The organism is Pseudarthrobacter sp. C1 (genome assembly GCF_034720455.1).
In the GTDB taxonomy this organism is placed as follows: domain Bacteria; phylum Actinomycetota; class Actinomycetes; order Actinomycetales; family Micrococcaceae; genus Arthrobacter.
In genome coordinates this window covers 230,064-250,527 of the sequence record NZ_JAYESK010000001.1, presented here as the reverse complement: position 1 = coordinate 250,527, position 20,464 = coordinate 230,064, and the positions used below count along the sequence as shown (strand labels likewise).

At 66.8% G+C, this 20,464-nt stretch carries 20 protein-coding genes; 11 read left to right on the top strand and 9 right to left on the bottom strand.

Annotation, left to right across the window (positions count from 1 at the left end; genetic code table 11):
- From U7114_RS01110 to U7114_RS01100, 3 genes are all read left to right on the top strand, one after another.
- Nucleotides 1-816: a sugar phosphate isomerase/epimerase gene (locus U7114_RS01110; protein ID WP_323056299.1), complete on the top strand. Its 816-nt coding sequence runs from the start codon at nt 1-3 to the stop codon at nt 814-816.
- 67 nt (nt 817-883) lie between these two features.
- The gene (locus U7114_RS01105) at nt 884-2,056 is read left to right on the top strand and encodes a Gfo/Idh/MocA family oxidoreductase (protein ID WP_323056298.1); all 1,173 of its coding nucleotides are present in this window, start codon (nt 884-886) and stop codon (nt 2,054-2,056) included.
- Between the two features lie 227 nt (nt 2,057-2,283).
- Nucleotides 2,284-2,595, top strand: a complete 312-nt coding sequence (locus tag U7114_RS01100; RefSeq protein WP_323056297.1) for a hypothetical protein — start codon at nt 2,284-2,286, stop codon at nt 2,593-2,595.
- 41 nt (nt 2,596-2,636) lie between these two features.
- On the opposite strand, the gene U7114_RS01095 is transcribed toward U7114_RS01100, so the two are convergent.
- Complete coding sequence (locus tag U7114_RS01095) at nt 2,637-3,419, bottom strand: GntR family transcriptional regulator (protein WP_104997112.1); 783 nt, start codon at nt 3,417-3,419, stop codon at nt 2,637-2,639.
- A gap of 234 nt (nt 3,420-3,653) precedes the next feature.
- On the opposite strand from U7114_RS01095, the gene U7114_RS01090 reads away from it, so the two are divergent.
- Entirely contained in the window at nt 3,654-5,810 is a 2,157-nt protein-coding gene (locus tag U7114_RS01090; protein ID WP_323056296.1) for a putative bifunctional diguanylate cyclase/phosphodiesterase, read from the top strand.
- Nucleotides 5,811-5,854: 44 nt separating this feature from the next.
- On the opposite strand, the gene U7114_RS01085 is transcribed toward U7114_RS01090, so the two are convergent.
- Nucleotides 5,855-6,265 carry a hypothetical protein gene (locus tag U7114_RS01085; RefSeq protein WP_323056295.1) on the bottom strand — a complete coding sequence of 137 codons (411 nt, stop codon included), beginning with the start codon at nt 6,263-6,265 and terminating at the stop codon, nt 5,855-5,857.
- 414 nt (nt 6,266-6,679) lie between these two features.
- On the opposite strand from U7114_RS01085, the gene U7114_RS01080 reads away from it, so the two are divergent.
- Nucleotides 6,680-7,528, top strand: a complete 849-nt coding sequence (locus U7114_RS01080) for a hypothetical protein (RefSeq protein WP_323056294.1) — start codon at nt 6,680-6,682, stop codon at nt 7,526-7,528.
- 36 nt (nt 7,529-7,564) lie between these two features.
- On the opposite strand, the gene U7114_RS01075 is transcribed toward U7114_RS01080, so the two are convergent.
- Complete coding sequence (locus U7114_RS01075) at nt 7,565-9,964, bottom strand: FG-GAP-like repeat-containing protein (RefSeq protein ID WP_323056293.1); 2,400 nt, start codon at nt 9,962-9,964, stop codon at nt 7,565-7,567.
- Between the two features lie 197 nt (nt 9,965-10,161).
- On the opposite strand from U7114_RS01075, the gene U7114_RS01070 reads away from it, so the two are divergent.
- Entirely contained in the window at nt 10,162-10,392 is a 231-nt protein-coding gene (locus U7114_RS01070; protein ID WP_157238817.1) for a hypothetical protein, read from the top strand.
- A gap of 23 nt (nt 10,393-10,415) precedes the next feature.
- Here U7114_RS01070 and U7114_RS01065 read toward each other — a convergent pair whose 3' ends face one another.
- The 4 genes from U7114_RS01065 to U7114_RS01050 all read right to left on the bottom strand — a co-directional run bounded on the left by U7114_RS01065 (nt 10,416) and on the right by U7114_RS01050 (nt 13,309).
- Complete coding sequence (locus U7114_RS01065; protein WP_323056292.1) at nt 10,416-11,141, bottom strand: hemerythrin domain-containing protein; 726 nt, start codon at nt 11,139-11,141, stop codon at nt 10,416-10,418.
- A gap of 148 nt (nt 11,142-11,289) precedes the next feature.
- The gene (locus tag U7114_RS01060; RefSeq protein WP_323056291.1) at nt 11,290-11,547 is read right to left on the bottom strand and encodes a hypothetical protein; all 258 of its coding nucleotides are present in this window, start codon (nt 11,545-11,547) and stop codon (nt 11,290-11,292) included.
- An 8-nt stretch (nt 11,548-11,555) separates the two neighbouring features.
- Nucleotides 11,556-12,653, bottom strand: a complete 1,098-nt coding sequence (locus U7114_RS01055) for a C2 family cysteine protease (RefSeq protein ID WP_323056290.1) — start codon at nt 12,651-12,653, stop codon at nt 11,556-11,558.
- Nucleotides 12,654-12,736: 83 nt separating this feature from the next.
- Nucleotides 12,737-13,309: a hypothetical protein gene (locus U7114_RS01050; RefSeq protein ID WP_323056289.1), complete on the bottom strand. Its 573-nt coding sequence runs from the start codon at nt 13,307-13,309 to the stop codon at nt 12,737-12,739.
- 183 nt (nt 13,310-13,492) lie between these two features.
- Here U7114_RS01050 and U7114_RS01045 point away from each other — a divergent pair, with 183 nt between their 5' ends.
- Nucleotides 13,493-14,161, top strand: a complete 669-nt coding sequence (locus U7114_RS01045) for a hypothetical protein (protein ID WP_323056288.1) — start codon at nt 13,493-13,495, stop codon at nt 14,159-14,161.
- Between the two features lie 101 nt (nt 14,162-14,262).
- Here the strand turns inward: U7114_RS01045 and U7114_RS01040 are convergent, their stop codons facing one another.
- On the bottom strand, nt 14,263-14,715 hold the full coding sequence (locus U7114_RS01040; RefSeq protein WP_157238814.1) for a DUF4383 domain-containing protein: 453 nt from the start codon (nt 14,713-14,715) through the stop codon (nt 14,263-14,265).
- Nucleotides 14,716-14,887: 172 nt separating this feature from the next.
- On the opposite strand from U7114_RS01040, the gene U7114_RS01035 reads away from it, so the two are divergent.
- The 4 genes from U7114_RS01035 (at nt 14,888) to mgtA (ending at nt 19,606) form a co-directional block, all read left to right on the top strand.
- A complete protein-coding gene (locus tag U7114_RS01035) occupies nt 14,888-15,226 on the top strand; it encodes a S8 family serine peptidase (RefSeq protein ID WP_323056287.1) in 339 nt (112 codons plus the stop codon).
- 45 nt (nt 15,227-15,271) lie between these two features.
- On the top strand, nt 15,272-16,138 hold the full coding sequence (locus U7114_RS01030) for a S8 family serine peptidase (protein WP_323056286.1): 867 nt from the start codon (nt 15,272-15,274) through the stop codon (nt 16,136-16,138).
- Nucleotides 16,139-16,219: 81 nt separating this feature from the next.
- Nucleotides 16,220-16,900 (top strand): hypothetical protein, encoded by a 681-nt coding sequence (locus U7114_RS01025; protein WP_323056285.1) that lies wholly within the window; start codon nt 16,220-16,222, stop codon nt 16,898-16,900.
- A 6-nt stretch (nt 16,901-16,906) separates the two neighbouring features.
- Complete coding sequence (gene mgtA, locus U7114_RS01020; RefSeq protein WP_323056284.1) at nt 16,907-19,606, top strand: magnesium-translocating P-type ATPase; 2,700 nt, start codon at nt 16,907-16,909, stop codon at nt 19,604-19,606.
- Between the two features lie 27 nt (nt 19,607-19,633).
- Here mgtA and U7114_RS01015 read toward each other — a convergent pair whose 3' ends face one another.
- Complete coding sequence (locus U7114_RS01015; protein WP_323056283.1) at nt 19,634-20,410, bottom strand: alpha/beta hydrolase; 777 nt, start codon at nt 20,408-20,410, stop codon at nt 19,634-19,636.
- Nucleotides 20,411-20,464: the final 54 nt, after the last annotated feature.

Genomic DNA, 20,464 nt, shown 5'->3' with positions numbered 1-20,464 from the left:
ATGAAACTTGGTTACTGTTCCATCACCTGGGGTGGCGTCGTGGGCCACGCCCAAGGCGTGACAAGCGTCAAGGACCTCTTTTACCTGACCCACGGGTCCATGAAGGACGCCGTCCGGGACATCGCATCCGTCGGCTACGAGGGCGTTGAGATGTTCGACGGAAACCTCGCGGAATACGCGGAAAAGCCCGAGGAGCTCAAAGAAATCCTCGCCAGTTCCGGGGTATCCCTGGCAAGCGTGTACACGGGCGCCAACTTCATCTATGCCGACATCCTTCCGGACGAGTTGCACCGGATTCACCGGGCTGCCGAGTTGGCCGCAGACTTCGGTGCAGAACGCCTGGTGGTTGGAGGGGGAGCACGCCGCGCGGCCGGAACCACCGAAGAGGACTACCGCCGGCTCGGCAAGGCACTCGACAGCGTCACGGACATCGCCGAAAGCTTCGGGCTCTCGGCGAGCTACCATCCGCACCTGACCACCATCGTGGAGAGCCCGGACGAGCTGGACAAGCTCATGCCGCTCACGCGGATCGGTTTCTGCCCAGACACGGCCCATCTTGCGGCCGGCGGCGCAGATCCGGCAGCTGTCATCCGGAAGTACCCCGACCGGATCCGGCATGTCCACCTTAAGGACCTCCGGCAAGACCCCTTTTCCTTCCTCCCCCTGGGCGAGGGGGAACTCGACTTCCCGGACATCCTCGCAGCAATCCGGGAAAGCGGATATGACAGCTGGCTCATGGTCGAACTCGACGGCTACGACGGGGATCCCCGGGAGGCCGCCGAGATCAGCAAGAAGTACCTCGAGAAACTCCTCTGACCCTCCTGACCACCAGGGAGAGCCACCGCAGGCGACTCCCGACTTTTCCGAAAGGAACACGATTCACATGCAGCACCTTAATGTCGGCCTCATCGGAGGCGGCTTCATGGGCAAAGCCCATTCCTTGGCTTACGCCGCCATGCCCATGTTCTTTTGGCCGGCCCCGGCCCTCCCGGTCCGCAAGGTCATCGCCGAGGCCAACCCCGAACTGGCTGCCGAAGCGGCCCGCCGCTTCGGCTTCGAGAACTCCACCTCGGACTGGCGCAGCATCATCGACGATCCGGACATCGACGTCGTAGACATTGCCACGCCCAACCACCTCCACGCCGAAATTGCGATAGCCGCGGCCGAAGCAGGCAAGCACATCATCTGCGAGAAGCCGCTGGCGCGTACAGGCGAAGAATCAAAAGCCATGTACGACGCGGTGAAGAACACCGACATCGTCCACATGGTCGCCTTCAACTACCGGCGCACTCCCGCCGTCGCGCTGGCCAAGAAATACATTGAGGAAGGCTCCATCGGCCGCATCCTCAGCTTCCGGGGTACCTACCTGCAGGACTGGAGTGCGGACCCCAATTCCCCGTTGTCCTGGCGTTTCCAGAAGTCGATCGCAGGTTCGGGCGCCCTTGGTGACATTGCCACCCACGTCATTGACATGGCCCGGTACCTTGTGGGGGAGTTCAGCGCCGTCAATTCCCTCCTGTCCACGTGGATTCCTGAGCGGCCGCTCCAAGCGGGCGGTGCCGACGCACTCGGAACGGTGCGGGGCGGCGAGGGCCCGCGTGGCGAAGTTGACGTGGACGATGAGGTGATGACGATGATCCGCTTCGCCAACGGCGCCGTGGGGTCCCTTGAGGCGACACGCAATGCGTATGGACGGAACAACTACATCACCTTCGAAATCCACGGAACCGAAGGAAGCATCGTCTTCAACTACGAACGACGCGATGAACTCCAGGTCTGCTTCGCCTCCGATCAAGGGGACCGCCGCGGATTCCGCACCGTTTACACCGGCCCGGCCCATCCCTACGGAGAAGGCCTCTGGCCCATTCCGGCCCTTGGCATCGGCTACGGGGAAACGAAGATCATCGAAGCCTACGATTTCTTCAAAGCCATTGCGGAAGGCGGAAGCGTGAGCCCCAATTTCGCAGACGGCTACCAGACAGCCCTCATTGACGACGCGATTGTCGAATCCGCTGCAAAAGAGGCCTGGGTGGAGGTTCCGCTAATCACGGCTTGACGCAAGGTGGCGCCGCCGTCGTCCTCTATCTCAAGGGGCGCGGCGGCCCCGCTGCCGACGCCGACCGGCTGGGCTGAGAGGCCACCGGCCGGGACAGGAACCGGGCGGCGCCATGGCCTCTTGCGGGGTTCACCCTGCAAGCGCACAATGGCCTCACTGGCGGGGTTCTATATCCTCACCGCCGTGGAAATAGGGCTTCGTCGAAGCCCTATTTTCAGGAGATACCCATGAATGTGAAACGCTCTTCCGCTGCCGTGGCCGCCGCCGTATTCGTTGTTCTTTTTGCAGGCGCCGTTCCGGCATCGGCCGAGATCGCCGACGCACACGCTGCCTGCACGGGACTTGGCATTTCAGATCATGCCGTGGCAGACGGTCCCGGTGCCGTTCCCGCCATCATCAATGAGGTTAAGGATGCTGCTGACGCCTACGGTTTCGATAATTCGGGCCAGGTTGTGAGCCGGTTCGCGCAGGTTCACGCCGGCACCCACGTCCCCGGTTGCGAGGACGCCATTGGGGAAATTCTGGTAGCCGGGCCATAAGGGGGGCCTGCATGCTGGCACAGCCTTGAGTGACGCGTCAGTCAGGACTGGAACTGCTGCATCACCGAGAGGTGGCCGGCCCGGGCCGAGACCAGGCACTTGGCCAGATAGAAGGGCCGGTTGCCGTTCCGCACGTACTGCGTCAGGACCAGCACCGGGTCCGACGGGCGCAGGTCCAGCAGCTTCGCCCGGCTGGGTCCCACCTGGCTGAGGCTGATCTGGCACTCGCCCGGCCCGGCCAGCCGGCCCAGCTGGTTGTTGAGCGCGGCAAGCAAGGTGGCGCCGCCGTCGTCCTCTATCTCAAGGGGCGCGGCGGCGCCCTTGCCGACGCTGACCGGCTGGGCGGTGACGTTTTCCTGCAGGTGGGCGATCGCCTCGCCGTCGCGGATCAGGACCGATTCCCAAAGCCAGCAGTCGGTGCCGGGCTCGACGCCGATGCCGGGGGCGACGAATTCTGAGGCGGCCTGCCGGACCACCTGGGTGCGCTTGACCTCCACCTGCTGGCCGGGGCTGCCGAGGACGTCCTCGAACGGCTGGATGCGCTCGATGCCGATGCGGGGGAGCGTGTCCGAGACGAAACGCCCGACGCCGCGCCGCGCCCTGATGAGACCGTCCTCCTCGAGCAGCATGAGGGCCTCGCGGACCACGGTGCGGCTGACCTTCATGTCAGTGCCGAGTTCGGTTTCGGTGGGGATCATGGACCCGGGCGTGAGCAGGCCGTTGCGGATGGCTGCGGCGATCCGTGAGTACACCGCGACGCGCAGGGGAGCGCCGGGCTGGGCGGCCACCGGTTGGGACAGGAACCGGGCGGCGTCCTGGTGCACGATATGCCTCGCTTGTCTGGGGTGGATCCGGAGTCGGTACGGGGGATTCCAGCCTAGTGCAACGTCGGACGCGTGTGTTGGACAAGCGCGGTGCTGCTGCCTGTGCGGGCAGGGCGTTAATTCTGTGCGACCACGCCCTTGCCGAGCGCCATGGTTGACGAAAAGCTGCCACCCATCCAGTATCAAGTGATCCACGGAACCGAATACGCACGTGTTCCGTCTAGGCGCAGGGGGATGCGGGTGGACTGGTGGTGGCTCTCGTCGGCGGCCAATACGGTGGTGGCTGTCTCTTACCTGGCGATTTCGGTGGCGATCATTGTGCCCTTGGCCCGGTCCGGGCAGGTGCGCCGGAACCGGCTGGGGACTGCTACGGCAGCAATCTTCTTTACCTGCTCCGTCGGGCACGGCCTCCACGCTGTCCATCCGCTGCTGCCTTTCCTGGGGCTGGACGTCCTCGAGGGCCACGCCTCCAGGGAGGGCATCTCCTGGCATGACGCGTTGTGGGAGGTGACAACGGCGGGAGTGGGCGTCTACTACTGGACGCTGCGCCGGGCGTACGCATCCATGCTGGCGGGACCGGCGATTTTCGAGGACCTGATCGAGCGGCAGCGCCTGGCGGAACTTGAAGCCGAAGCGGAGCTGAATGCTGTGCGCCGGCAGGGCGCCGCAGAGCTTGAACTCAGTGAGAAACGTTTCCGGCTTGCCTTTGAGCACGCCCCGATCGGCATCGCACTCCTCAGCCTGGACCCCGGAGAGGCGGGCAAGGTGCTGCGGGCCAACTCCGCCTTCTACGCCCTCCTGGGGCGCACGCCCTCGGACGTGGAGCCCGGCAGTGTCCTGGATTTCATCGTGCCGGAGGACCGGTCCGCGGCCCGGCACCGGCTGGCACAGATGCTGCGCGGAGAAGTCACTGAGTACACCGCTTCCCGGCGTTTCCTCCACGCCGGCGGCGCCATCGTCTGGACGTCCATGACAAGCGCGGTGGTGGCCGATGACCGTGGCGTGCCCCTGTACCTGGTTGCCCAGTTCGAGGACATCACGGGCCGCCGCGAAGCTGAACAGCTGCTCACCCGGCAGGCAATGCATGACGGCCTGACGGGCCTGCCCAACCGGGTGCTGCTGATGGACAGGATCAGCCATGCCCTTTCGCGGACCCAGGACCGCAGCACGCATGTGGCCGTCTTCTTCGTGGACGTGGACGGCTTCAAGGCCGTCAACGACACGTTGGGACATGCCGCCGGCGATCTCCTCCTCATCGAAGTAGGCCGGCGGCTGCGCTCCATGGGGCGCGGAGACGATACCGTGGCCCGCCTGGCAGGAGACGAATTCGTGGTGCTCTGCGAAGACGTCCAGGACCGGGCCGCAGCTGAAGCCACGGCCCGCCGCCTGCTGGACGGGCTGGAGCGGCAGTACGAAATCGACCGCGACGTCTTCCGGACCAGCGCCAGCATCGGCATAGCGTTGTCCGGCCGGGACAGCACCGCGGCCGACCTGCTGCAAAACGCCGACATCGCCATGTACCGGGCCAAGGAAGCAGGCCGGGGCCGGTACGTGTTCTACGACAGGAACCTGCGCGCCATCCGTGACAACCGGCTGCGCACCGAGAAGGAACTGCGGCAGGGAATTGAAAACGGCGAACTGCGCGTTCTCTTCCAGCCCGTCATTGGCCTGGCCGACGGAAGCCTTGCCTCCGTGGAGGCGCTCGTGCGCTGGGACCATCCGGACCGGGGCCTGCTCGCGCCGGCCGAGTTCCTGGACGTGGCGGAAACAACCGGGCTGATCGTTCCCCTGGGGCGCTGGATGATCCCCGAAGCCTGCCGCCAGGTCGCGGCATGGCAGCGCAAAGATCCCGGACGCGCTCCGCAGCACGTATCTGTCAATGTCAGCGCCGTTGAACTCAGCAGACCCGGCATGGTGAACGTCGTGGCGCGTGCCCTTCGCGAGGCCGGGCTTCCGCCCGGCGCACTGTGCGTTGAGATCACTGAGTCCGCCCTGCTGGACAGCAACAGCAGCAACATCTCCACCGTCTGGCAGCTGCGGGCCATGGGCATCCGGATCGCGCTGGATGACTTCGGCACGGGCTATTCCTCGCTGACCAACCTGAAGCGCTTCCCGGTGGATGTGGTCAAGATCGACAGGTCCTTCGTGGCCGGCCTTGGCACCGACGCCGAGGACACCGCCATCGTCGGCGCCGTCGTCGGGCTGGCCCACGCACTCGGGCTGGCCACCACGGCCGAAGGCGTCGAAACTGCCGCCCAGCGCGATCACCTGCGGCGCCTCGGATGCACCCACGCCCAGGGGTATCTCTACTCCCGGCCGGCAACCATCTCCGGGCTCACCGGACTCGCTTCCCGGCTCACGGCCATGGAGTCCGCAGAGCCGCTGCACTAAACCCGCCCGGCCAGGTCATTTTCGAACTCGTGCGGACCCGCGTGCTAGCAGCTCGACTGCGAGTTGTGCGTGCGCGTCTCCCCGTTGGTGGTGACGGTCTGGGAACCGCTGCGGCAGGTGTCGCCGTCCTCGGTAAAGGTGCTCGAACTGTTCATTTTTGTCACCTTGTCGTTCAGCATGTAGTGCGTTTTGTAGTCAAACGTCGACACAGTGCCCCCGTCGCTTTGCACTGTCATCTGATCGCGGGTGTTTGTGGTGTAGTACCCCTCATCGGTGACGCGCGTCGCGCCGCGGTACTCATACGATGAACCGTTGGGGAAGCTGTATTCGACGTGTTCCACCTGGGCGGGGTTGCTGCGGGAGTCAGACGGCGGCGCGGCCACGGCCGGCGAGGCGGTGAGGGCGAGAGCCAGGCCAGCGCCGGAGGCGAGGACGAGGCGGATCATACGGTTCATTTTGGGGTCCTTCCCTATCTTGGTCGGGCACCCCAGCGCGCAGTGGGTAAAACCTAACGTTGGATTAACCCTTCCGTCAACGGGTCGGCCGTTGCTCCGCTACCAACGCCGTGCGCTGAGATTTTCCATGGCAGTGCGCGCCCTTGACAGCCGGTCCAGCACTTAGGAATATCAAGACTGCCGGCGGGTCCCGGCTTCTTCCTGGGGACGCTGACCTCCGGTTCGGCCTCTCCAGGGGGTTATCGGATGCAGTCACCACGCCGTCGTCGCAGACCCTTTCGCAGTGCGGCTGCGATTGCCGCGGCCGTCCTGATGGTGTCCACGGCGGGCTGCGCCGGCCCTCCGATACCCCCGGGGCCTCCCAACGGGTTTGCGCCCCCTGCGCCTGATGTCCGGATCGCTGCCGTAGGCGACATGAACGACGCAGGGAACACTGACCCTGACAGCCCGTCCGGCCGGAACGCTGCTGCGATAAGCCAGCTTGTGCAGGACAACCAGATCGACGCGTTCCTGGGTCTGGGTGACTTCCAGTACGACACCGCCTATTGCGACGATTACGTGAACTACTGGGCGACCCTGTGGAGTGGCACGATGCCCAAGCTGTACTGGGTTTCGGCCCCCAACCATGACTGGGAACCCGGCCGCAATGAGGACCTCGACAACTTCATGAACGGCCAGTGCCCGGGGGCTCCGGAGAAGGCCGCGGTCAACGGGGAGCGTGGGCGCATCGAGAACGGGGAGGCGTACTCGAAGGACTTCGGGAACTGGCACTTCGCGTTCCTGTCCTCAGCGCACTGGCGGTACAACCCAGCACAGGCCCGGGCGATGACAAGGTGGCTGGACAAGGATCTCGCCGCTGCGAAGGCGGCTGGGCAGCACCTGGCGGTGGTGCACCACGAGCCCTACTTCACGTCGAACACGTCCGAGCACAACCGGGCTGCTGACCACAAGCCGTGGATCGACGTGATGTGGAAGCACCGGGTGCGCCTGACACTGTCGGGGTCACAGCACAACTACGAGCGGTCATGCCCGGTGAACAACAGGGACGAATGCGTCGATGACGGGATGACGGCGTTCCAGGTTTCCACTGGCGGCATTGGACTCCGCCCCTTCACCAGCAGTCCGCGGTATATCGAGAACCGGTTCAGCGACACCCACGGGTTCCTTCGGCTGACACTGCGCCATGACGGTTCCTTCGACTGGAACTTCATTGCAACACGGGGGCCGGGCACGGACTCAGGGACGCGTTCCGCACCCAAATAGGGGCCACCGTGTGCGCCGGTTCATCAAGCCCGCTGGCTAGCTGATGGCGGTCATGACGTTCCAGCCGGGGCCGACGTTGATGCGCCAGCCGAAGAGGCCGTTGCCGGTGCCGGGGTAGGTCCAGAGGGTGCCGCTGGTGTCGCGGGCGGTGAGGTCGGGTTTGCCGTCGCCGGTGAGGTCGCCGGCGGCGCTGATGGCGGTCATGACGTTCCAGCCGGGGCCGACGTTGATGCGCCAGCCGAAGAGGCCGTTGCCGGTGCCAGGGTAGGTCCAGAGGGTGCCGTCGCTGTCGCGGGCGATGAGGTCGGGTTTGCCGTCGCCGGTGAGGTCGCCGGCGGCGCTGATGGCGGTCATGACGTTCCAGCCGGGGCCGACGTTGATGCGCCAGCCGAAGAGGCCGTTGCCGGTGCCAGGGTAGGTCCAGAGGGTGCCGTCGCTGTCGCGGGCGATGAGGTCGGGTTTGCCGTCGCCGGTGAGGTCGCCGGCGGCGCTGATGGCGGTCATGACGTTCCAGCCGGGGCCGACGTTGATGCGCCAGCCGAAGAGGCCGTTGCCGGTGCCAGGGTAGGTCCAGAGGGTGCCGTCGCTGTCGCGGGCGATGAGGTCGGGTTTGCCGTCGCCGGTGAGGTCGCCGGCGGCGCTGATGGCGGTCATGACGTTCCAGCCGGGGCCGACGTTGATGCGCCAGCCGAAGAGGCCGTTGCCGGTGCCAGGGTAGGTCCAGAGGGTGCCGCTGGTGTCGCGGGCTACGAGGTCGGGTTTGCCGTCGCCGGTGAGGTCGCCGGCGGCGCTGATGGCGGTCATGACGTTCCAGCCGTCGCCGACTTTGATGCGCCAGCCGAAGAGGCCGTTGCCGGTGCCAGGGTAGGTCCAGAGGGTGCCGCTGGTGTCGCGGGCTACGAGGTCGGGTTTGCCGTCGCCGGTGAGGTCTCCGGCGGCGCTGATGGCGGTCATGACGTTCCAGCCGTCGCCGACTTTGATGCGCCAGCCGAAGAGGCCGTTGCCGGTGCCAGGGTAGGTCCAGAGGGTGCCGCTGGTGTCGCGGGCTACGAGGTCGGGTTTGCCGTCGCCGGTGAGGTCTCCGGCGGCGCTGATGGCGGTCATGACGTTCCAGCCGTCGCCGACTTTGATGCGCCAGCCGAAGAGGCCGTTGCCGGTGCCGGGGTAGGTCCAGAGGGTGCCGTTGGTGTCCCTGGCCAGCAGGTCGGGCAGGCCGTCTCCGGTAAAGTCCCGTTCTGCCGCAACAGGAGCCGGCAGCCACGCCTCACGCCCCGTGTTGACCAGACGGTTGGGGGTGCCCGGTGACGCGCCGGTGATAACACCCGCGGCGGCGGCTGAAGTCAGTTCGGCGGAGATCCCGGCCGGCGTCTGCCCGGGGTTCTGGGACAGGGCAACCGCAGCTGCACCCGCAACGTGCGGGGCCGCCATGGACGTGCCGTTCATGGTGGCCGTAGCCGTCGTCGAGGTGTGCCCGGCCGACAGGATGCCGACGCCGGGCGCATACAGGTCAACACAGCTTCCATAGTTTGAAAACCACGCCTGGCGGTCCGAGGAATCGCTGGCTGCGACAGTCAGCGCCTCGGGCACCCGTGCCGGTGACCGGGTGCAGGCATCTATCGAGGTGTTGCCGGCAGCCACAACTGTTGTGACGCCGTCGCTAATGACTCCGCGGACGGCCGCGTCCACCACGCTGTTGGCGCCGCTGCCAAGGCTGAGGTTGGCGACGGCGGGTGTGCCCGCGGCATGGTGGGAGGCTATCCAGTCAAGACCGGCGACGACGTCCGAATCATAGCCGGAGCCTTGGCAGTCGAGGACACGAACCGGAACGATGGTGGCTGCCTTCGCCACCCCGAACGTTTTCCCGGCGATGGTGCCGGCCACGTGCGTGCCGTGGCCGTTGCAGTCACCGCTGCCCAGGCCGTCAGCAACGGCGGTCCAGCCCGCAGTCACCCGTCCGCCAAAATCAGTGTGTGCGGCGAACACGCCGGTATCGATGACGTAGGCGTTGACGCCGGCCCCGGAGGACGGCGGCGCGAAGGTGCCGGAGAGCGGGAGCGCCTTTTGGTCGATCCTGTCCAACCCCCATGGCGGCGACTGCTGGGTCTCGGACAGGGAAACGGGCGCATCCGGGGCGATAGCGGAGATCCGGGGTGAACGGGCGAGGGCAGCTGCCTGCCCCGGGGTGGCTGTGATGACTGCACCCCGTACCGCGGCAGAGAAGGTTTTTCCCACGGCCACCCCTTGGGAGCGTAGGCCCTGGGCCTCATTGGCGACGTCGGCGCCCGGGGCGAAGCTGACCAGGTACCGTTCGCTGCCGCCGGGACTTTGCGGCTCGAACGCGGCCGCAGAGGGTGCCGCAACAGCCGGCGCGGCTGCAGGCAGAACAGCGGCCGCCAGCACAAAGGCGCCAAACGCGCCCAAGAGTCGTTTCGACAATGGCATGAATCTGCTTCCCCCCTGTACACCCGGCTGAGCCCGGGGCCTTTCCCGACGCTTGGACTCCGCTCAGGAAACCGCACGTTGTGGCCGTAAGGAGTTTACAGGAGCAGCCCCGGCCGCGTCCGCCGCCAAAACCGCCAAAATGAATCTCACCGGGCCCTTCCAGAGTCCTGCTGGCGTGGGAGACTTCAGTCATGGGCATCGAACAGTGGTGGGCAAAGCTGCAGCCATCCACGCAGGAGTGGCTGATCGAAAACAACGGCGACGTGGTGCCCCCGGCAGTGGTGGCCGAAATTGCCCAGGCCGGCGGACCTGCCGGCGACGATTCATGGTGGGCCGGCCAGGGCGAAACCCCGGGGCACTATTTCCCTGACGAGGCCATCGACTGGGTCGAGACCACCGCAAACGATGAGGAAGCCGACTAGCGGAGGAACACCATGGCTGTCTTTCAGAGCGTCTCGGGAATCGGGCGCCCAGGGAAGAGCGTGGAATACTGCCGGCGGTACATCCGGCGCCCGACCAGGCGGTAGGCAAGCCGGACCGGCAGTGGAATCTCCCTGAACAGTTCCTTCCGGTCCTGGGGAGGATTGGTGGCCAGCACCATGCCGAGGTAGGCCACCATGAACTTCTTGTCGAACTGCTCGATCCCGTGCTGGCCCACCCCTTCCATCTCCTTCTGGTCCATCACCCGGTCCACGACGGGCATCACCTCGGTGACCTCGCGCCGCAGGTGCACCTTGAGGACGGACGAGAGGTCCTCGTAAAGGCCGGCGAGTTCCTCGCCCGCCTCCGCGTCCGCCTTCTGCATCCAGCGCAGGCGGACAGGTTCAATGCCCTCAAGCCGCTGCGTGACCTGCTTGTGCTGCTCGAGCATCAGCCCCACGTGCAGGGCGCAGGCCGGTGCCCGTTCCGCCAGCTGCGGGTACATGAGCAGGTCTTCACCCTCATGGTGGACGTGGAGCACCTTGTCGAAGTTGCCGAGCACCTCACCCACGTACGCTGCCCGGCCGGTATCGCCGCGCGCCACGGACCGCACCAGGCCGGGTGCCTCGTCGTAAGCCCAGAGGAAAAAACGGTGGATGCGCCGCATTGCCGCAGTCCCGGTGCAGAGGACCGGCCCCGGCGGCAGGGGTGCTGCGGTTTCGCCGGGCTGCATGGTGAAGAAGTCGGTCACTGGATGGTCCCCTAACGGTGCTCACGCGAGACCAGGACCTCTCCCCGGGAGCATCGTATCGCCCGCCCTGCCGCCGCCACAATGGCGGGAAAGGGGCTCTGCGGCGGGCCTTGGACCCTACTGACAGTTTCCGCCCGGGCGGCTGTGCTCAGGCGGCGTAGGTGAGGTCCGCCGACGCTGTGCGCTCCCCGTCAGCAGGCCGGATGGAATCGAACCGGAGGGTGCCCGCGCCCGGCAGGGCCACCGACTGCCCTTCACGGAAAGCCTGCTTGCGTTCCTGCCCCCCGGCGCGGATCCAGACCTGGATGGCAGGGGCGCCGCCGGTGAACCCGATCTTCACGATTCCCACGAGCACACCGCCGAAGTTGGGCTGCATGCCCTGCCGGACTGTAACAAGCTCTTCCACGGCCATCCTCACTTCAGATCCACTGAGTACACCGAGTCAAAGTTTTCCTTGTACTCGTCTTCGGTCAATTCCAAGGTGCCCGACTTCTGGTCGTCATCGCCCGCCATGTAGCCGCCCGACGGTCCCCACGGGTTGGCCAGGACCACCACCTTTTCACCGTCACCGTTGGTTTTCACATCCACCACAATGTACGCATGGTTGGGCACCACATCGGTGCGGCTGACCTCATCGGACTCCCAGAACCAGTCGAAGTCATCGTCCTTGACGTCCTGGCTGCCCACGGACACCGCCTGGCCCTCACCGAGCTTGTCCTCGATTCCCGCCAGGTCCATCTCGCCGTCCCGGTCAGCGGACTTGCCGGTCATCAGCTCCATGGCCTCATCGCTGAACCCTCCGTCGATATCCTCGTAGGAACCGCCACGCTGTTCCGCGGCAGCGCGTTCGTAGATGGACAGCCAGTTGGGCGCACCGTCGGCACCCCTGACGCCGCCCTCGGTGGACTTGGCCTCAACCGTTACCTCCACGGGCTCGCCGTCCTGGTACAGGGTCACCACCCAGTGCGTGGGCGGATCACCCACCGGCCGCAGGTGTTCAGCCAGGAACTCATCAACCTTGCCTTCACGTTCAAGCATCTGGGCCACCGACCCCATCCCCGCCAGGAGCCAGCAGTCACCGATCTGTCCCTGCCTGATGTCGGCCGGATCGCCGGCATCCGGATCCTCGCGGACATCGCCCGGCACATCCACGTCGGGGCGGTCGGGGTCCAGCGGCCCCGGGTCCCCGGGAGGGTTGGAGTCCGGCGTCCCCGAACCATCAGGTGTCGCCGCGCCTCCGCCTGTACCGGCACTGGCTCTTGCCTGCTCGTCCGCGTCGCGAAACAAGTCCTGCGCCTGGCTCTGCAGGTCCGCCGCCACACGCTTCAGGATGGGCCCGTGCCCGGCATCCCAGGCCGCACGGAACACCGTGGCGTCACGCCCGTCCCAGCGAACGCTGGAAAGCAGGTGGCCCAGTTCCGCGGACAGCGAGGCCATCTTTTCGGACTGCTGGGACATCGACTTGGCCAGCGCCCTTAACTGTTCAAAGTCTGCGCCGTAAAACCCGGGCATTCGTCCGTCCCCCCTCGTTTCGACGCCGTACCAGCGCCATCCTAGGCCTGCTGCGGCCACTGGTGCGATGGGCAGAACTTCCCTCAGCTCTGGGGAAGCTCGGCCGGATCGCAGGTCGCGGAGTTCACCGGCACGCTGATGCGCAGGTAGGCCGGGCTCTTCGACTCGATGGTCAGGGTGGCGCCGGCCGCATCAGTGCTGCGCGCCACCACCCAGCCGCCAGGGACATCGTCTGTCCCGCCAAAGGCAGGGAAGCCGTGCCTGGCCAGGACGGGGTCGCCAGCGGAGAAAATGTCTGCGAAATGGTTCGAGGGTTCCACCACGTCCGCACTGCTTTTCATCGTCTGCGGGTACAGCATGCACCGGCCGTCGTCCAACCGCGACAGGGCGGCCGGCTTGTCCCGGGCCCAGGTGATGCCGGGCAGCTTCTCTTCCAAGGCGGCGATCAGCTCTGCCCGCAGGGAGTCATACCTGGGGAAAGTGTCCGCGACGGATGCCGGTGCGCTGGTGACCGGCGGGGCGCTGCTTGTCTTGGTGGCAGGTCCGTCGGGGGCCGCGCAGCCGGCCGCGGCAAGCGTCCCCAGCATCAAACCAGATGCCAGCAGGTGCCGCCGTGATTGTGCCCGACCCGCCATTTTGCCCCCAACTGCTGTCATGGGCACCTGGAACGGCCCCACCGAATGCTTCCACACTTTCACAGCATCCGGCGATGGGCACAACAACCCTGTGCCGGCCGTTCCGCGCCGGCCCGGACCTAAGTCCCTGTTCCACGGTGAAGCCTCAGGCGTAGCTTGAAAGTGGCTCCCCGAAAAACCGGGGTCCACACCCAAGGGGGCAACATGGCCAGGCCGAGGCTGTCGGCACTCAGCGTTCTGGGGTTCTCCGCGCTTTTCATGCTCACAGGCTGTTTTGGCCCTCCGTCCCCGGCGCCTACCAGCACCTCCGCCTCCCCGAGCCCCTCCGCTTCAAGCGCGACGGCGAGCCCCACCTCGGAGGCCAGCGCGCCGGTGGCCGCGTCCCCCACGGCGACAGCGCCGCCGTCGTCCGTTCCCGCGAGCCCGCCGGCGACGGCGGAACCAAGCCCTACCGGACTCCCGGAACAGGTGGCGCCGCTGACCATCTACTACGTGGCGGTGGACGACAACGGCGTCTCCGGACCCAGGATCGGCTGCGGCGACAGCCTTGTCGCCACCACCACCGCGCCCGTGCGCTTCACCGACCAGGTGGGCCCCAGCATCGGCGCGCTGTTGGCGAACAAGAGCCGCGACGTCGGGATGTCGGGGCTGGTGAACGTCCTGTACCAGTCGAACATCAGCTATCTGGGCGGTGAGCTGAACGGAAGCACGATCACCATCTGGCTCACCGGGCAGTTCATGCTGGGCGGCGTGTGCGACATCCCGCGTGCGAAGGGCCAGCTGGTGTACACCGCCATGGCTGCGTCCGGGGCCACGAGTGCCCAGGTGTTCGTCAACGGCCGCCCCATCGACGAGGTGCTCAGCCTCAAGTAGCGCCCGGGAGCGCGGACGGCAATGCCCCCGGCCGCAGCGGGAGGCTGCGGACAGGGGCATTGCCGTTTTGTGCGGGGCGGGGCTGCCGCCGGAAACTGCCGTTAAGCGCGGGCCTTGCTGTGCCCCTTGGTGAGCACCAGGGCCAGGGCCACCATGCCGACGCCGAGCAGCAGGTGCAGGACGTTGTCGAAGCTGTTCAGCGGGACGAAGTTGCCGGCGGAGTCCTGGGGGACCACCAGGCCGTAGACGAAGAGGACCAGGTAGATGATGCCGCCGTAGAGCAGGAAGGAACGGGCGCCGCCGGCGGTCCGGGCCAGGGCGATGCCGGCTGCGCCGAAGAGCAGGTGGACGATATTGTGCAGGGCCGAGACCTGGAAGAGGCCCAGCAGCATGGCCTCGGAATGGCTGCCGGCGAAGTGCAGCTGTTCGAAGTTGGCCGTGATGCCGGGAACGAAGCCCAGGACGCCGACCAGCAGGAATACTGCGCCTACGGCCAGTGATGCCTTTTGCACGTTGGTGCGGGTTGCCGTGCCTGTGTGCGTGTGTGTTGCCATGGTGTTCTCCTGAATGCGATATGGGGTTCATGGGTTAGCCGGTTATGTTTACCGGCCGGCCCAAAGGGTTATGCCAGCAATTCGGGCTGTATCGCATTACGGATGGGTGCGCGCTAAAAAAGATTTGTCCCGGGCACTATCCAGCCGGTGGTGATCGGAGCAAGATAACCCCATGAAAAAAGCAGGCATCGCCGGATTCGTGGCGGCAATCATGGGAATAAGCGGAATTGCTTTTGCGGCCCAGGGCAACGCAGCCGCCGAGCCTTCATTCGTCGCGGGCCAGATCATGGTGAAATTCCGTGACGATGGCGCCGCGGCGGGCGCCCTGCGCGGGCACGGCCTCAGCTACGGCCCTGAAATCGGCAGCACCGGTGCCCGGCTAATAAAGGTGCCGGAGGGGAAGGAACTTCAACTTATTGAAGCCCTCAGCCGGAATCCTATAGTGGAGTACGCCGAGCCGGACAAGATCGTCAGGCCCGCCACGAACGATCAATACTTTCCGCGCCAATAGGCCCTGCAAAACGATGGCCAGTCGTTCACCAACACCGCCGGCACCGTGACTGTCAGCGGTGACCCAAAATACGCCGACGCCGACGTGGACGCCGTGGAAGCGTGGACTGTCACCACCGGCAGCGGGATAGGCGTTGCCGTCCTCGATTCCGGCGTCGCAACCGACAACCCGGACATCAACCCGAAGGTCGTTGCACGGGCCAACTTCACCACTGCACGAAACAACGAGGACAATTACGGCCACGGCACGCACGTTGCCGGGATCGTTGCCGCCACGTCGGAGAACTCCATAGGCGTCGCCGGCGTTTGCCCGGGCTGCACCATCCTGGCCGGCAAAGTCCTCAACGATACCGGGATGGGATCCAGCTCAGGCCTCGCGAACGGCATCAACTGGGCGGTCAGCAGCGGTGCGAAGGTGATTAACATGAGCCTTGCCGTGGGGGCGACCACCACTCTCGAGACCGCCGTCAATAACGCCTGGCGCGATGGCGTGGTGCTCGTTGCCGCCGCCGGCAACGGGGGCAACACAACCATGATGTACCCCGGCGCCTATGCCAACGTCATCGCCGTCGGAGCTACCGACAACAAGGACGCCAAGGCCTCATTCTCAACCTACGGAGCCTGGGTGGACGTCGCAGCACCGGGAGTCAGCGTCTACTCCACCTTCCCCAACCACAAATTCGCCATCGCGAGGCAGTACGGACGCTCCCTCGGTTACGACATCGGCAGCGGCACCTCGATGGCCGCGCCCATCGTTGCCGCGGTGGCCGCCCTTGCGTGGAAGTCCCATGCCGGCGCCACCAACGCTTCAGTCCGCTTTAACGTCGAATCAACAGCCGAGATGAAGGCCGGCTCTGAAACATACTGGGCGCACGGCCGCGTCAACGCCGACCTGGCGGTCCGCCAGCCGTAACCCCGGCAACCGGGCCTAAAGCCCGTACTGGAGCTGCCGCCACCGGGGCTTTAATGGGGGCAAGCGGACTAAGGAGCTGTCATGAAACGCTTGCTCATGGGACTGTCCACGGCGGCCATGGTGGCTGCGGGCGCAACACCGGCCGGAGCGGCTCCGCCCAACATCTACCACACCATCTCGTCCGCCCACGGCGCCGCCGTGGTGGTCAGCACGGTTGGCTGCGAGCAGACCGAGATCTTCGTCTCCTCAAGCACGGCGATGTACGCCGGCCAGCCCGGCCCCGTGAACAAGCAGGGCCTCACGGCAGTGTTTGTCCGCGTCACCGACACCTGCGCCCAGGCATCCGGCGTCAGCGCAGCCGCCGGGGGCGGTGCGGTGCTGTTCCAGGCAGACGGCCAGAACATGGCGCCCCTGGTGGTTGACCCAAGGCTGACCGCCGCCTCCATCAGCACTGACATCCCGGGCACGGACGGCAACGGCAATCCCGTCACCATCAGGCTCTCGGCAACGTGGACCGGAACGGGCCCGCTCGAGCACCAGACCACGAACGTCCACAACAACTACCCCGGCGAGGGCAACGTCAACTCCACGGACAACAACCTCCGGCGCACCGCCACGGCAGGGGTGTCAGTGGCGGTCGGCGGCGTCGCCGCTTCCGGCACGGACACCGGCGCGCTCCTGGAACAGGTGAAGTCCCGCTGCATTGAAGTGGCCCGGCCGGGCGTGGAGGATTTCTACCCCTGCTTCGGCTTCCCCGCGTAGTCCTGCATGACTGACCTGAACGTCCGGCTGCGCAGCCCGCTCCAGCTCCCCATCAGCGATGCGGCGGCCCTGGCAGCCCAGCAGGTGCTGGAGCAGCTGGGCTCCAGCCCCGCGGGCCTGGCCGGGGACGAGGCGGCACGCCGCCTGGCGGAACTCGGGCCCAACGCCGTGCGCACCCACCGCGCCAATGGCTGGGCCGTGCTGGGGCGCCAGTTCGCCAGCCCCATCCTGATCCTGCTGCTCATCACCGCCGGGCTGTCGCTGTTCCTGGGCGATGCCACCAATTCAATCGTCATTGGCGTGATCCTGCTGGTCAGCGTGGGCCTGGGCTTCACCAACGAATTCCGCGCCGAACGGGCGTCCGAGGCCCTGCACGACCGCGTGACGCACCGTGCGGTGGTGCTCCGCGGCGGAACAACCAGGGAAGTGGACGTCACCGCACTGGTGCCGGGCGACGTCGTCCACCTCTCCCTGGGCGCCATCATTCCCGCCGACATCCGCCTCCTCACGGCCAGCGGACTCCTGTGCGACGAAAGTATCCTCACCGGGGAGTCCCTTCCCGCCGCGAAGGACCCCGCGCCGGTGCCCGCCGGCGCCGCCCTGGCAGACCTCGCCTCCTGCGTGTTCATGGGCACCGTCATCCAGTCCGGCAGCTGCACCGGCGTGGTGGTGGCCACCGGCGGCCGCGCCGAGTTCGGCCGGATCGCCCTGGGCCTGGGCGAACGGCAGCCGCAGACCGAATTCCAGCTCGGGCTCAAGCGGTTCTCCTTCCTGCTGCTGCAGGTGGCCATCGTGCTGACCACCCTGATCTTCATCGCCAACCTGCTGCTGCAGCGTCCGCTCATCGAATCGCTCCTCTTTTCGCTGGCCATCGCGGTGGGCATCACGCCGCAGCTGCTCCCCGCCGTCGTCAGCACGTCCCTGGCCACCGGCACGCGCCAGCTGGCCAGGCGGAAGGTGCTGGTCAAACGCCTGGTGTGCATCGAGGACCTGGGCGACATGGACATCCTGGTCACGGACAAGACCGGCACCCTGACGGAGGGGCGGATCAGCTTCACCGGCATGCTGCCTGTTGCCCCGGAGACGTCCGACGGCGGCCTGCTCACCCTGGGCCTGCTGGCCACCGAGGCGGACTACGCCGAGGCCAAGCTCTCCTCCGCCGGGCAGAACCCGCTGGACGCGGCCCTGTGGGACAGCCCCGGCGCGGCCGCCTTCGATGCGGCCCGCTTCGAGCGGCTGGACCTGATCGGCTTCGACCACCAGCGCCGCCGCACCACCGTGCTGGTGCGGGAGGCGGGCGGCCGCCCGCGCCTGGTCACCAAGGGGGCCCCGGAGGACGTCCTCGCCCTGTGCGGCCCGACCCCGCCCGCCGTGCAGGCGATGCTGGACGAACAGTTCGACGCCGGCTCCCGGGTTGTCGCCGTGGCCACCCGGGCGGCTGCGGGCGTGGCAGCAATCAGCCCGGCGGACGAGCACAGCCTGTCACTGGCCGGATTCCTGGTCTTTTTGGACAAGCCCAAGGCCAAGGCCAGGGAGTCCCTTGACCGGCTTGAGGCGCTGGGCATTTCGGTGAAGATCGCCACGGGGGACAACGCCAAGGTGGCAGAAAAGGTCTGTGCTGAAGTCGGCGTCCTGTCCGGCGGGACGCTGACCGGCGCCGAGGTCGATGCGCTGTCCGACGCCGCCCTCGCCGCGTCCGCCCGGACCGCCACCATCTTCGCCCGCGTTTCCCCCGAGCAGAAGGCGCGCATCATCACGTTGCTGCGCCAGAGCGGCGGCTCCGTCGGGTTCATGGGGGACGGCGTCAACGACGCCCTGGCCCTGCACAAGGCGGACATCGGCATCTCCGTGGACAGTGCCACCGACGTCGCCAAGGACGCCGCGGACGTCGTGCTGCTGGACAAGGACCTCGGCGTCCTGGCCGAAGGGGTGATGGAGGGGCGGCGGATCTTCGCGAACACCATCAAGTACGTGCTGATGGGAACCTCCAGCAACTTCGGCAACATGTTCAGCGCCGCCACGGCCTCCGTGGTGCTGAGCTTCCTGCCCATGCTGCCCGGCCAGATCCTGCTCAACAACCTGCTCTACGACGCCGGCCAGCTCGCCATCCCGGGCGACCGTGTGGACCGGGAGCAGCTCCGGGCGCCGTCGCACTGGAACATCGCCTTCATCCGGCGTTTCATGTTCCTCTTCGGGCCCATCAGCTCGCTCTTTGACTTCGCCACCTTCGCCCTGATGCTGTTCGCATTCGACGCCGTGCCGGGGGAGTTCCGGGCGGGCTGGTTCATCGAGTCGATCGCAACCCAGACCCTCATCATCTTCGCCATCAGGACCCGCCGCGTCCCGTTCCTCCGCAGCCGGCCGTCCGCCGGCCTGGTCGCGGCCTCGCTGGGCGTTGTGGCGCTCGGCGTCTACCTGCCGCTCTCGCCGCTGCAGGGCCTGCTGGGCTTCGACCCGCTGCCGGTCCCGTTCTTCCTGGCCCTGCTCGGCATGATCGCGGTGTACCTGGTGCTGGTGGAGATCGCCAAGCGGTGGTTCTTCTCCCGCGCCGCCCAGAAGCTGCCCGCCGGGCCGGTGGCCGTCCGCCGCCGCCCGGACTCCCACCACCTCTCCCGCCGCGCCTTCAGGTTCAGTGCGCCGGTCCGGGTACGCCCGCGCCGCCGTCTCCGTGTTCGCCCCCGGCGGCGCCAACGCATGCGCGCTTGAGCCCGGAGTGTGCCCGGGAGGGCTTTCCTAAAGCCTGCCCAGGCTCTTTTCCGCCTTCTCCCAGTGCCGCCGGAGCAACTCAGCCAGACGCTTGGGCTCGATCCGGTGGGGAGGATCGAAGTGGTGGCGCTTGGGGAACACCTCCAGATGGAAGTCAGGGAAGAACACCCGTGCCAGCCGGGCGGCAATCTCGCCGTAGTCGTCGGGGTTGCTCAGGCCCCCCAGTGCGAAGAACACGGGCGGTTTAAAGGCGGCCAAACGGGCCCTGTCCAGGTCGTAGCTCTTGAAGGTCCGCAGGAACGCCTTGATACCCGCGGGCCGCTTGGCCATCCACGGCGGCGGGGGACCGGGCTGCGGCGGCGGAAGGACGACGTCGTGCCTCACTCCCAGCCTCATGAAGGCGGGCATGAACTGCTCGGGCGGGAGCGTTTCCAGCCGCTCGTACTGTTTCCAGAGTTCGGTGTGGGCGGGGCTCCAATCCCAGTTCCCGGCCCAGGCGGGTTCCAGCAGCGCCAGGCTGAGCAGCCTGTCAGGATGTTTTGCGGCAAAAGCCAGGGCAGCAGCGCCGCCGCCGGAGTACCCGAGAAGGTGGAAGGTGTCCCACCCCCGGGCATCGGCCTCCCGCAGCACGCCGTCGATCTCGGTGTCCAGGCTCCAGCCGGGGGGAGGTTCGTCGTCCGCATAGAGCTCCAGGTCCTTGGCGACAGCCTGCACATCGGGCCCCAGGGCTTCAATCAGCGGGCCGTAGGCCTCATCGGCGGGGAGGACGGAGCCCGGGAGCAGGATGACCCGAATCGGTTTCATGGAAGGAACCCTACGCCGGGGGCGGCCGTTGGCAAGGGGTGCTTCCGCACGGCT

Coding starts and splice junctions, on each gene's coding strand:
- U7114_RS01105 (WP_323056298.1), top strand. CDS start 884: ATGCAGCACCTTAATGTCGGCCTCATCGGAGGCGGCTTCATGGGCAAA.
- U7114_RS01055 (WP_323056290.1), bottom strand. CDS start 12,653: ATGCCCGGGTTTTACGGCGCAGACTTTGAACAGTTAAGGGCGCTGGCC.
- U7114_RS01085 (WP_323056295.1), bottom strand. CDS start 6,265: ATGAACCGTATGATCCGCCTCGTCCTCGCCTCCGGCGCTGGCCTGGCT.
- U7114_RS01035 (WP_323056287.1), top strand. CDS start 14,888: ATGAAAAAAGCAGGCATCGCCGGATTCGTGGCGGCAATCATGGGAATA.
- U7114_RS01070 (WP_157238817.1), top strand. CDS start 10,162: ATGGGCATCGAACAGTGGTGGGCAAAGCTGCAGCCATCCACGCAGGAG.
- mgtA (WP_323056284.1), top strand. CDS start 16,907: ATGACTGACCTGAACGTCCGGCTGCGCAGCCCGCTCCAGCTCCCCATC.
- U7114_RS01080 (WP_323056294.1), top strand. CDS start 6,680: ATGAACGACGCAGGGAACACTGACCCTGACAGCCCGTCCGGCCGGAAC.
- U7114_RS01025 (WP_323056285.1), top strand. CDS start 16,220: ATGAAACGCTTGCTCATGGGACTGTCCACGGCGGCCATGGTGGCTGCG.
- U7114_RS01090 (WP_323056296.1), top strand. CDS start 3,654: ATGCGGGTGGACTGGTGGTGGCTCTCGTCGGCGGCCAATACGGTGGTG.
- U7114_RS01050 (WP_323056289.1), bottom strand. CDS start 13,309: ATGACAGCAGTTGGGGGCAAAATGGCGGGTCGGGCACAATCACGGCGG.
- U7114_RS01110 (WP_323056299.1), top strand. CDS start 1: ATGAAACTTGGTTACTGTTCCATCACCTGGGGTGGCGTCGTGGGCCAC.
- U7114_RS01045 (WP_323056288.1), top strand. CDS start 13,493: ATGGCCAGGCCGAGGCTGTCGGCACTCAGCGTTCTGGGGTTCTCCGCG.
- U7114_RS01015 (WP_323056283.1), bottom strand. CDS start 20,410: ATGAAACCGATTCGGGTCATCCTGCTCCCGGGCTCCGTCCTCCCCGCC.
- U7114_RS01100 (WP_323056297.1), top strand. CDS start 2,284: ATGAATGTGAAACGCTCTTCCGCTGCCGTGGCCGCCGCCGTATTCGTT.
- U7114_RS01040 (WP_157238814.1), bottom strand. CDS start 14,715: ATGGCAACACACACGCACACAGGCACGGCAACCCGCACCAACGTGCAA.